Origin of the sequence: Hymenobacter sp. B81 (assembly GCF_044628455.1) — a bacterium.
In the GTDB taxonomy this organism is placed as follows: Bacteria; Bacteroidota; Bacteroidia; order Cytophagales; family Hymenobacteraceae; genus Solirubrum.
The window spans coordinates 801386-813544 of record NZ_JBIYZW010000002.1 but is presented as its reverse complement, the minus strand read 5'-3'; the positions used below and the strand labels follow the sequence as shown (position 1 = coordinate 813544).

Genomic DNA, 12159 nt, shown 5'->3' with positions numbered 1-12159 from the left:
TTTTTGGTTGTCTGTCATCCTGAGCCAAAGGCGAACCGCAGGTCGACGAAGTCAAGGACCTTGCCCCGCGTGAACGACGCCGTAACAACGACTCGGCCTGAAGTGGTAAGGTCCTTCGGCTACGCCTCAGGATGACAGTTCTGAAACCACCGACCCTAACGACCAAAAACCAACAACCAAAAACCAAAAACCAGTTACTCTACCCGGAACCAGTCCACGTCGGCGCTGCCGGAGTCGTTGAACTTGCTGGGGCGGGAGCAGAACAAGCCCATTTTGGCGCCGATCCACTTGCCCTCGCGGGCCTGAAACTCCGCGCCCAGGGGCTGAAACGTCTGACCGTCGTAGCTGTAGCTGAACTGGCACCGGGCACCGGCTTTCACCGCCACGCGTAAATAAAGCGGCTCTTTGGCTTGAGCAGCGGGCACTTCCACGGGCGCGGTGCTGGTTTCGGGGCCCAGCTTGTCGGCGTTGCGGCACACGCTCTGGCCGAGCAGCAGCTTGCCGCCCTGGTAGGTGAGCGAGAGGTAGGCGTAGTCGAGGCCCATCATGATCAGCCCTAGCTTCTCCCCTTCCACCCGCGGCGAAAACGTGAGCTTGGTGGTGGCGGTGAAGGTTTCGGCGGGCAGCTTTTGCAGCAGCAGGTTGGGCGCCTGCCAGAGGTTGCGGAAACCCTCGGGCAGCAGCACCGAGTACAGGCGCAGGTAGCCCTGCGGGCCGTTGGGGTAGGCCCAGTAATCCTGCGCATTGGCGTGCCACTGCCACTGCAAACCCAGGCGGTTGCCGCTGAACTCGTCGGAAGTAGCGGGCGTGGCCAACGGCTGGGCTTTTCCTTTCACGCGGGGCTTGGCGTAGGTCAGCACCGGTTCGCCCTTGCCGTCCCCGTCGGGGTCGTGGCCGATGACGGGCCAGTCGTTTTTCCAGCTCATGGGCTGCAAATGCACCACCCGGCCGTAGGCTCCCTGGTCCTGGAAGTGCAGAAACCAGTCTTCGCCGGTGTTGGTGTCGATCCAGGCGCCCTGGTGCGGCCCGTTGACGGCGGTGCGGCCCTGGTCCATTACGATGCGGTCTTCGTAGGGGCCGAGCACGCTGCGGCTGCGCAGCACCGTTTGCCAGCCCGTACTCACGCCGCCGCCGGGCGCAAAGATGTAGTAGTAGCCGTTGCGCTTATAGAACTTCGGGCCTTCCAGCGTGGGGTGCCGGGCGTGCCCGTCGAACACCAGCACGTCGTCGCCGATGAGGCTCAATCCGTCGGGCGCCATGGGACTTACGGCCAGCACGCTCTTGATGCCCGCCCGTGAGCCGGCGAAGCCGTGCACCAGGTAGGCGCGGCCATCTTCGTCCCACAGCGGGCAGGGGTCAATCCAGCCCTTGGCTTCCTTCACGCACACCGGCGCCGACCACGGCCCGGCCGGGTTTTTGGCCTTGGTCACAAAGATACCCAGGTCGGGGTCGGGGTAGTAGATGTAGAACTCGCCGCGGTGAAAGCGGATGGCCGGGGCCCACACCCCGTTGCCGTGCTGCACCTCACGGTAGCGCGCCAGCGGGGGCTGCTGCTGAAACACCGCCCCGATGATGCGCCAGTTTACCAGGTCACGCGAGTGCAGAATCTGCAGGCCCGGCACGGCATTGAAGCTCGACGAGGTCAGGTAGTAGTCGGCGCCCACGCGCACCACGTCGGGGTCGGAGTAGTCGGCGTAGAGCACCGGGTTCTGGTAGCGGCCGTCGCCCAGATCGGGCACCCACACTTTCGAAAGGTCCGAAGACTGGGCCGCTGCCAGCCCGGGCAGCGCCAGGCCAGCGGCTAGGAGCAGGGTTTTCAGGGGGCGACGGAGGAAGTGAAGCATGAGCAAAACGGGGTGTAAAAAAGCGGCGCGGACAAGCTGCCCGCGCCGCCTTCGGCTGAAGTGTTCTTACCGGCGCTTACCCGCTGATTTGCTGCCGGTCTGCTCGAGCAGCCAGTTGGCCACGTCGCGGCCGGCCTGGAAGTTTTCGTATTCGGCCGGAATCTTGCGGCCGTCGGTGTACTCGTTGTAGAGCCACGGGTCGCCGATGGCCAGCACTGCGCCCTTGCCCAGGGTGGCCGTGGCCAGAATCACGTGCTCCCCTTTCTTCACCAGCGGCTTGGTCGGGCCGCTCAGTGCCAGCGTCGACAGCTCCTTCACGTAAGCCGTGCGGCCGGTTTTGAACACGCTCGAGCCGCCGGTCAAATCCACCTTGCCTTGCTCAAACTGGTCCTTCTGCACCATGTTCAGGCTGGTGTCGGTGAAGCGGATGCCGAAGGCCTGGGCCAGCTGGTTGAAGTGCCGGATGTCGCAGTTCGAGGTATCGTTGGCCATGAGCATGAGCACGCCACCGGCCTTCACCCAGTCGGTTACGGCCTGCACGTCGGCGGCCTGCACGAAGTTGGGCTTGGCGGTTTCCTTCTTGCTGTCGGGGTCGACGATGATGTACACGTCGAGGCCCTTCAGCGAAGCCGCCGTGGGGGCCGTGGGCACCGCAACGGTGGTGGCGCCCAGCTCGCGAAACTGCTGGCCCCAGAGCCAGAAGCCGCCGTGGCTGCGGTCTTCCCAGGTGTAGTGGAAGCGTTCCTGCTGGCCGGTGAGGTTGCTTTTGCGGTACTCGTTGTTGAAGTAGTAGTCGAGGCCCACGGTTTTGCCCCGACCGGGCGCGGGCGCAGCGGCTAGCTCCATTTCCAGGCTGGCCAGGATGAACGGTCCTACGCCCTTCAAATCGTTTTTGCGCAGCGGCTCCGAGAGGTAGTACTCAAAGCTGCCGTCGCGGTAGGGCTTGCCGCCCAGGCCGCCCACGCTCACCGTGCCGTTGAAGGCCAGCGCGCCGTTTTCCTCGGCCACGAACTGCTTCAGCAGACCCTCGTAGCCCTTCTTGGCCACGGCCGCGTACTTCCGGTCGAGGTAGCCCAGGCGGGCGCCTTTCTGCAGAAAGTACACGAACATGCTCGAGCCCGAAGCCTCCTGGTAGTTGCCTTTCCGGCTGGCCTGGTCGACTACCAGCGCCCAGGTGCCGGTTTTGGGGTCTTGGTACTTGGCCAGCACCGGAGCCAGCCGCTGGGCGTACTTGATCAGATTTTCACGCTCGGGGTGGTTCGGCGGGAAGTAGTCGAGCACGTCCACCAGGGCCATGGCGTACCAGCCCATGCCCCGGTCCCAGAAGTTAGGCGATTGACCCGTGGTTTTATTGGCCCACTGCTGCTGGCGGCTTTCGTCGTAGCCGTGGTACATCAGCCCGGTTTTGGGGTCGACGAGGTGCTTTTCGATCAGCGCAAACTGCTTGGCTACGTCATCGAAGCCGGCGGGCTGGTTGAATACCTGGCTGTACTCGGCGTAGAAGGGCTCGGCCATGTAGAGGCCGTCGAGCCACATCTGGTTGGGGTAAATCTTCTTGTGCCAGAAGCCGCCAGCCTTGGTGCGCGGCTGACCTTCCAGCTGCTTGCGCAGCAGGTGCGCGGCCTTGGCGTACTTCTCGGGCTTGGGCACCGACATCTGGCTCAGCGTGAGCAAGGCGTGGCCGGTGGTCAGGTTGTCGAGGTTATAGTCTTCCAGCTTGTAGGTGCGGATGCTGCCGTCTTCGCGCACAAACTGGTCGATGTCCTGCTTGAGGTAGGTGAAGTAGCGGGCGTCGCCGGTGCGCTGCCACACCCGCTCCAGGGCCTTCAGCATCAGCCCCTGCTCGTAGTCCCAGCGGGCCGTTTTGCGGTTGCCGATCAGGATGGAGTCGGGGTGCCAGGAAATGAACGCGTCGCTCATGCGCTGCGACAGGGGCTTGGCAGCCGCGGGGGCCGTTTGGGCCTGCACCGGGGCGCTCAGCAGGCCGGCGGCCAGCAGCAGGCCGAGGGAGAAACGGGTGGCTTTCTGCACGGGCACGGGCTTAGCGCTGCGAAACGGTTACGGTTTTCTTCGACACCTTGTCGCCGAACTCCACGGCCTTTTTGGCCTGCTTGGTGTCGGTGTTGGTCAGCTTCACGTCCTTGGCCCGGTCGCCGGTTACGCGCATCAGCAGCTCGGCGCCGGGCGTGTATTTGATGCCGTCGAGGCTGATGTTCTTGCTGTTCTGCACTTCCATCACCGGCATGGTGTGCTTAGCCAGCAAGGTCACGTTCTTGAGCCTGATGTTCTCGGCTTCGATGCACACCAGGCCCTTGTCGCTCTGCAGCACGGCGTTTTCGATGCTGATGTCCTTGATGGCCATTTCGGGCAGGCCGCGCACCAGAATGGCGGTTTCGGCGCCGTTGCAGGTCACGTTGCGGATCTGAATCTTGCGGAACTGCGGGGTGCCCTCGTTTAGCGGCTTGGCCTCGATGACGGGCGGCGCGGTCGATTCGCCGGCCAGCGGCACCGGGTCCTTGGCCATGTAGTACATGTCGAAAATGATGGCCTGGCCCACGATGTTGCGCATGTCCACGTTCTCGATGAAGATGTTTTCCACCACCCCGCCGCGGCCGCGGGTGGTCTTGAAGCGCAGGCCCACGTCGGTGCCGATGAAGTTCAGGTTCGACACGTAGATGTTGCGCGCCCCGCCTGACATTTCGGAGCCCACCACGAAGCCGCCGTGGGCGTGGTACACCGTGGTGTTGCGGATGATGAAGTTCTCGGTGGGCATGCCCCGCTCGCGGCCCTGCTCGTCGCGGCCGCTCTTGATGCAGATGGCGTCGTCGCCCACGTCAAACAGGCAGTCTTCCACGATGCCGTTCCGGCACGACTCCAGATCCAGCGCGTCGGTGTTCTGGCCGTACTCGGGGTTCAGGGCCGTCACCCGGCGCACGATGATGTCTTCCGACATGAGCGGGTGAATGGTCCAGGCCGGGGAGTTCTGGAAGGTGACGCCCTCCAGCAGAATGCGCTTGGAGCGGGCAAACACCAGCATGTCGGGCCGCAGGAAGTCGCGGATGTCCTCGTAGTCCTTCACCTCCTTGCCCGGCCGCAGGTAGAAGGCCTCCGGAATGGTGGAGCCCTTCAGCGACGAAGCCGAGGGGTACCAGATGTCTTTCTTGTCGTTGAGCACGCCGCCCGAGGCTACCAGGCGCTTCCACTCGGTTTCGGTCAGCTTGCTTTTCTTCACCGAGCGCCACACCTCGCCGGCGCCGTCGAAGATGCCGTGGCCGGTAATGGCAATGTTTTCCAGGTCCTGGCCGTAGATCTGGGCCTGGTTGCGCACGGCCGCCACGCCCTCCCAGTTGGTTTTGATGAGGCGGTAGTCGGCGCGGTTGGCCGAGAACTGCACCAGGGCCCCTTTGGCCAGGTGCAGGTTCACGTTGGAGCGCATCTCGATGGGGCCCGTGAGCCAGTGGCCGCGCGGCACCAGCACCACGCCCCCGCCCTTCTGGCTCACGGCATCGATGGTTTGCTGAATGGCGCGGGTGTTGGGCGTCACGCCGTCGGCCACGGCGCCGTTTTTCACGATGGAGAGCGTGTCGGCGCGAAACGCGGTGGTTTTGACGGCCGGCAGGTTGGGAACCTGGGCCAGGGCGGGGCCGGCAAGCAGCGCGGCAAGGCCGGCGAAAAACGATGCTTTCATGGGGAAACGGGAACGGTCCGCCCCACGGAAAGCGGGCGGACAGGCGGGCACCGAAAACGCCTCACCGACACCATTTGTGCCAGCCCGGCCGCTGAACGGCCGGGGCTTTCGGTATCTGATATTAGCCCCCAGCCGCCGCGCCGGGGTTATCGAAACCCGCTTTTATTTGCGCAATCGTTATCGGGAACGTTCCCAGCAGCGGCGCTTTAACGGGGTTTTAACCGCCTCGCCCGCGGCCTACACCATCAGCTTGTAGCCCACGCCGCGCACGTTCACAATCTGCACCTGCGGGTCTTCTTTCACGTGGCGGCGCAGGCGGGTGATGAATACGTCGAGGCTGCGGCCGTTGAAAAAGCTGTCGTCGCCCCACAGCTCGCGCAGCACCTCGGAACGGCTCAGCACCTGGTTGCGCTGGTCGTAGAGGCGCTTGAGCAGCTCGGCCTCGCGGTGCGAGAGGTCGGCCGGGCGGCCGTCGAGCAGCAGCTGCTGCCGGGGGTAGTCGAAGCGGTAGCGGCCGATGGGCAGCGGGCCAGCCGGCGCGGCGGGCGCGGGGGCCGCCCGGCTGAGCTGGGCCTTGATGCGCACGATCAGCTCGTCCATGCTGAAGGGCTTCTTCAGGTAGTCGTTGCCGCCCAGCTCGAAGCCGCGCACCACGTCGGCGGGCTGCGAGCGGGCCGTGAGGAACAGGATGGGCACCCCGGCATTTTCGCGGCGAATCTGCTCGGCCAGGGAAAAACCGTCGAGTCGGGGCATCATCACGTCGGCCACCACGATGTCGGGCGCCTGCTCCCGGAACAGGCGCAGCCCTTCCTCGCCGTCGGCGGCGTAGCGCACCGCAAAGCCGCGCACCTCCAGGCTGTCCTTCACAATGAGCCCCAGCGAGGCTTCGTCTTCGATGAGCAGTACGGTAGGCATTGGGGTGATGAGGTGACAGGTGACAGGTGACAGGTGACAGGTGACAGGTGACAGGTTGGTACTGGCCCTGTGGTATTGGGTTCTGCTTACCCCGTTCAGCCGTGTGGTAAATTTTTGGGGTTGGTAATTTTTTACCACACCGGCCCCGGGGAATTGTGTGGTAATCTTTTCGGAAAGGCAAGAATTTACCACAAGCCTGGCCGGGGATATCTAGGTCCGTGGCGCGTGTTACCTGTCACCTGTCACCTCATCACTTGTTACCTACTTCGGCAGCCACAACGAAAACTCGCTTCCCTGGCCCGGTTCGCTGCGCACGCTGATGCGGCCGCCGTGGCGCTCCACCACCTGCCGCACGTAGTAGAGGCCCAGGCCGAAGCCCTTAACCGGGTGCAGGTTGCCGGTGGGCACGCGGAAGAACCGGTCGAAGATGGCCTCCTGGTAGCTGCGCGGAATGCCCAGGCCGTCGTCGCGCACGGTCAGGTGCCAGCCGCCCGCTTCCTGCCGGCCCCAAATGGCAATGGTGACCTGCTCGCGCGAGTACTTGATGGCGTTGTCGATGAGGTTGTTGAGCACGCCGGCCACGTGCACCGGGTCGAAGCGCGCCACGTCGGCCGCCGGCACGTCGACCTCGAAGCGCACCGGCTTGGGCGCTTTCAGCTGGTGGCGGGCCACCAGCTCGCTCACCAGGGCGGCGGGCTGCACCGGCTCGGGGTGCAGCTCCAGGGCCTGCCGCTCTTCCACGGCCATGTTCAGCACCTTTTCCACCAGCTCGGAGAGGCGCTGCAGCTCGGTGCGCGAAATGTTCAGGTAGGTCTGGGTTTTCTGCGGGTCGTCGAGGGCCCCGAAGTGCTGCAGCGCTTCCACGGCCGCCGACGCCGTGGCCAGCGGGGTTTTCAGCTCGTGGGTCATGTTGTTGATGAAGTCGTTCTTGACCTCGGAGAGCTTTTTCTGGCGCAGAATGGTGGAAAGCATCAGCAGAAAGCAGCCCGTGGTGAGGCCCAGCAAAGCCACCGAGCCGGCCAGCAGCCCGCCCATCTGCCGCAGGATGTAGCTGGTGGGCGCGGGAAAGGCGGCCTGCACGTACAAATCGCGCAGCGGGTTCAGCGGCAGCGGCGGCGTCTGCACCGGGTAGCCGGCGCGCGTGGAGCTGTCGGCAAACTGCACCAGGCTGACCTGCCCGCGCACAGGCGCGATGGTGAGCGTGTCGAGCACGAAGGGCGTCTCAACCTGGCGCAGGCGCAGCTCGGCCCGGTAGGCGCGGCTCAGGCGGCCCAGGTCGGGGCTGCGGCTGCCGGCCCAGTCGCGGATGAGCAGGCGACCCAGGTTCCGGGCCAGCGTGTCGGGCACGCCGCGGCGGCCCGGGCCGGGAGAGTCGAGGCGGGCGCTGAAGCGCAGCTGGCGGGTGCGGCCGCGCACCACGCGCAGGGTGTCGGCGCGGCCGTGGGCGTCGGGCAGTACCACAATGCGGTTGGCGCCGGGCTGCTCCGAGTCGAACTGCCGGAACACCACCCGCCCCAGCTGCCCGTCGCGGGAGCTGAGCAGCTGGCGGGCGTAGGCCAGCTGCTGCTGCTGGAGCACGGCGGCCAGCGCCTCGCGCACGGTGCGCCCAAACTGGGTGGCCGTGAGCTGGTAGGTACTCCAGAGCCAGTAGCCCTGAAAGCCGTTGATGCCCAGAATGCAGAGGGTCATCAGCCAGAAGATGGAGCGAATGCGCCGTTTCATGCACGCCGGGGCCAAGGTTCGAAGGCGAAAATAGCCGGTAATGAGGGGTTTTGGGGGCGCGTTAACACTGTTTAACACAGTATAACAGTGCTTAACACCGCCGCGCCGGTGCTTTGGGGCATTCATTCTCCTTTTCCGCAGCCCCATGAAAAAGCTTCTGCTCCTGCTCGCCGCCGCCGGCGTCTGCCAACTCGCCGCCGCCCAACCCTCCTCCGGCCGCATTCAGTACGAAGTCACCCAGAAGGTCGACGCCTCCCGCATGCGCGTCGTCATGAACGGCCAGGAAGTGCGACCCGGCAGCCCCGACTTTCCCGCCGACATTCCCGACGTGCGCACCTTTGGTATGACGCTGAGCTTTGCCGGCGGCTACGCCAAGGAAGAGCGCGAAAACAACGCCGTGCGCACCATCGTCACGGCCGACGGCGCCGGGGGCGCCGCCAGCGCCCCGCAGACCACCAGCCTGGGCCGCCCCTTCGACGAAGCCGTGTACACCGACCTGACCAAGCGCACCTTCAGCACACTGCTCACGGTGAAAAAAGACGACGTGGCTACCACCTACCGCGCCGACGAGCCCTTTCCGCAGCCCAGCGGCTGGCAGCTGAGCGAGCAAACCAAGAAGATTGCCGGCTACACCTGCCGCAAGGCCACCGTGCCCTTCCGCAAGGAAACCTACACGGTGTGGTACACCACCGACCTGCCCTTCACCTACTCGCCCATCAAGGAGCTGGTGCCCGAAAAAGGCGTGGTGCTGGCCGTGGAAGGCAGCCGCGAGCAGTTTCGCGCCTCGAAAGTCGATGCCAAGCCGGTCGCCGAAAGCGAGGTGCGGCCCAGCGCCCAGGCCCGGCAGGTGTCGGTAGCCGAGCTGCAGGAAGTGCGCGAAAAGGCCCGCGCCGACTTCCGCCAGCGCATGCTCGACAACCTGGGCAACCGCTAAGCCCCCGCTCCATGCGTTATCAGTACCTGCTTTTCGGCTTGCTGACGGGCCTGCTGGGCTTGCTCGCCGCCCTTTCGGCCCAGGCCCAGCCGCCGGCAGCGCGGACCGCCGGCAAAGCCACGCTCACCGGCACCGTGCTCGACTCGGCCAGCGGCCAGCCCCTGCGCGAGGCTTCGGTGTCGCTGCTGGCGGCCCGTGACTCGTCGTACGTGATGTTTTCCATCACCGATGGCGACGGGAAGTTTGCCCTGCGCAACGTGGCACCCGGCCGCTACTACCTGCTGCTCACGTTTCTGGGCTACCGCAACCGCCTGCCCCCGGTGCTGGTGGCAGCCGGCCAGCCCACCGTGGCCGTGGGCGAGCTGCGGCTTCGGGCGCAGTCGCACACCCTGGGCGAGGTGATCATTCAGCAGGAGCGCGCCCCGGTGAGTTTGCAGGGCGACACGCTGGCCTTTAGCGCCCGGGCCTTCAAAACCCAGCCCAACGCGGCGGTGGAAAGCCTGCTCAAGAAGCTGCCGGGCGTGGAGGTCGACCGCGACGGCACCATCCGGGCGCAGGGCCAGGCCGTAAACCGGGTGCTGGTCGACGGCAAGCCCTTTTTCGGCGACGACCCCCGAATGGCTACCCGCAACCTGCCGGCCGACATCATCGACCAGGTGCAGCTGTTCAACCAGCAGAGCGACCAGGCTGCCTTCAACGGCATCGACGACGGCCAGCAGCAGCGCACCATCAACCTGGTAACCAAGCGCGACAAGCGCAAGGGCTACTTCGGGCAGAACAGCGTGGCCGCCGGCACCGACGGCCGTTACCAGACGCGGCTGGGCGTGAACCGCTTCAACAACGGCCGGCAGCTGTCGGCGCTGGGCATGGCCAACAACGTGAACCAGCAGGGCTTTGCCGACAACGGGGGCCCTGCCGCCGACAACGGCCCGGCCCCCGGCATGCTGGGCGGCCCGGGCGGCGGCGGGGGCATGGTAATGCGCGCCCCGGGCGAGCGGCGCAACGCCCCGGCCGCCAACCAGCCCGCCAGCAGCATCAGCGAGTCGGCCGCGCTGGGCCTGAACTACCGCGACGCCTGGGGCAAGCGCACGGAGGTGGCCACCAGCTACCTGGCCAGCCGCAACACCGTGGTGACCGACCAGCAAAGCCGGCGCGAAACCGTGGCCCCGCCCGGCGCCCCCGGCGAAGCGGTGCAGCCCCTGGTTACCGCGCAGGACGCCTACGACCGCACCCGCACCAGCAGCCACCGCTTCAACCTGCGCCTCGACTACCGGCTGGACTCGCTCACCTCCCTGCGCGCCACGCCCTACCTGTCGTGGCAAACCACCGCGCCGCAGCGCCGCCTCAGCCAGCAGGCAAGCGTGGGCGCGCAGCTGCTGAACCAGGGCCAGAGCCAGTACCGCGGCACCGACCGCAGCTGGGCCGGGGCGGGCAGCCTGCTGCTCATGCGCAAGTTCCGGCGCGACGGGCGCAGCATCTCGGCCAACCTGAGCCCCAGCCTCAGCGACCAGACCGCCGAAGCGCGCAACGAGGCCACCAACGCGTTTTTCGGCCCCGACGGCAGCGCCACCACGCGCGGCCTCCACCAGCAGCTCGACCAGCAGGCCGAGGGGCGCAGCTACCAGCTGAACCTGGCCTACACCGAGCCGCTGAGCTTGCGCAGCAAGCTGGAGCTGCGCGCCAGCCACCGCCAGAACGGCAACTACGCCAACCGCGCCGTGCGCGACTACAACGACGCCACCGGCCGCTTCGAGGAGCTGAACCCGGTCCTGAGCAACCGCTTCCGCGGCGACTTCGTGGCTCAGCGGGCGGGCCTCACCCTGCAGACGCGCCGGCTGCGCTACACCTACAGCCTGGGTTTCGACGCCCAGCAAACCACGCTGCGGGTGCGCAACTACTCGGCCGACACCTTGCTGAGCCGGCGCTTTACCCACCTGCTACCCAACGCGCTGCTCACCTACAACGGCAGCCGCAACCGCAGCCTGCGCCTGAACTACCGCAGCCGGCTAACTGCGCCCACTACCGAGCAGCTGCAGCCCGTGGCCGACAACAGCAACCCCCTGAACGTACAGCTGGGCAACCCCGCCCTGCGGCCCGAGCGCAGCCACAACCTGGTGGCCACCTACAACCAGTTCAATGCCCGCAACAACCGCAGCGTGTTTCTGCTGCTGAACGCGCTGCAGGTGCAGGACCGCATTGCGGCCGCTACCACCATTGGGGCGGGCGGCGCACAAACCACCCGCCCGGTAAACGCCGACGGCTACCGCAACCTCACCGGCTTTCTGTCGCTGGGCCAGCGCCTGCCCGCCCGCCAGCTCAACCTAAACCTGACTTCCAACGGCAGTTACAGCCAGGGACCCAGCTTCGTGAACGGGCAGGCCAACGAGACGCGCAGCTGGACGCTGGGTCAGGGCGCCAGCGTGAACTCGACCTTCAACGAGAAGCTGGAGTTTGGGCTGAGCGCCAACGTGAGCTACCAGGCCGTCCGCTACGCGCTCCTGCCCGCCCAGAACGCCGCATTTCTGTCCCAGACGCTCACCGCCGACGTGTACTACCACCTCACGCCGCGACTGATCATCAGCAGCGACTTGTGGTACCGGCGCAACACCGGCCGCGCGGCGGGCTTCAACCAGCCGGTGGCGCTGTGGAACCTGGCCCTGGCCCGGCAGCTGTTCCGCAACCAGCAGGGCGAGTTGAAGGTGCAAGCCTATGACCTGCTGGGCCAGAACCGCAGCCTGGTGCGCAACGTGACCGATACCTACCTGGAGGACGTGCGCAGCCGGGTGCTCACCCGCTACTTCCTGCTGAGCTTCAGCTACCAGCTGCGCCGCTTCGGGGTGTAGGCCAGGGGCGGGCGCGGTGTTTGCCGGATCTTTTATTTGGCCCCACGCCGCTCTGGTCTCGCAGGCTGGAGCGGCGGTTGCGTTATGGGGTGAGCCAAGCAATATTTTATTTTAATATAGTTTTAACCACAAATGATTTCACTTTATTAGCATACAAAACCGCTGCCGCTCCGCGACGTGCCGGTTATCCGGTACCCGTTGGGCGGCAGTGAG

General features: G+C 65.8%; 7 protein-coding genes. 2 read left to right on the top strand and 5 right to left on the bottom strand.

All coding sequences use genetic code 11. From position 1 onward, the window contains the following. Positions 1-194 precede the first annotated feature (194 nt). From ACE191_RS14685 to ACE191_RS14665, 5 genes are all read right to left on the bottom strand, one after another. Positions 195-1844: a glycoside hydrolase 43 family protein gene (locus ACE191_RS14685; protein WP_400192988.1), complete on the bottom strand. Its 1650-nt coding sequence runs from the start codon at positions 1842-1844 to the stop codon at positions 195-197. A 66-nt stretch (positions 1845-1910) separates the two neighbouring features. Further along, positions 1911-3764: a glycoside hydrolase family 88 protein gene (locus ACE191_RS14680; RefSeq protein WP_400193418.1), complete on the bottom strand. Its 1854-nt coding sequence runs from the start codon at positions 3762-3764 to the stop codon at positions 1911-1913. Positions 3765-3885: 121 nt separating this feature from the next. Then, the gene (locus tag ACE191_RS14675) at positions 3886-5532 is read right to left on the bottom strand and encodes a glycoside hydrolase family 28 protein (RefSeq protein ID WP_400192987.1); all 1647 of its coding nucleotides are present in this window, start codon (positions 5530-5532) and stop codon (positions 3886-3888) included. Positions 5533-5769: 237 nt separating this feature from the next. Then, entirely contained in the window at positions 5770-6447 is a 678-nt protein-coding gene (locus ACE191_RS14670; RefSeq protein WP_400192986.1) for a response regulator transcription factor, read from the bottom strand. 261 nt (positions 6448-6708) lie between these two features. Next, positions 6709-8169 carry a sensor histidine kinase gene (locus tag ACE191_RS14665; RefSeq protein WP_400192985.1) on the bottom strand — a complete coding sequence of 487 codons (1461 nt, stop codon included), beginning with the start codon at positions 8167-8169 and terminating at the stop codon, positions 6709-6711. A gap of 145 nt (positions 8170-8314) precedes the next feature. Here ACE191_RS14665 and ACE191_RS14660 point away from each other — a divergent pair, with 145 nt between their 5' ends. Together ACE191_RS14660 and ACE191_RS14655 are read left to right on the top strand one after the other, a co-directional pair. Next, positions 8315-9103 (top strand): GLPGLI family protein, encoded by a 789-nt coding sequence (locus tag ACE191_RS14660; protein ID WP_400192984.1) that lies wholly within the window; start codon positions 8315-8317, stop codon positions 9101-9103. 11 nt (positions 9104-9114) lie between these two features. Further along, a complete protein-coding gene (locus ACE191_RS14655) occupies positions 9115-11946 on the top strand; it encodes an outer membrane beta-barrel protein (protein ID WP_400192983.1) in 2832 nt (943 codons plus the stop codon). Positions 11947-12159: the final 213 nt, after the last annotated feature.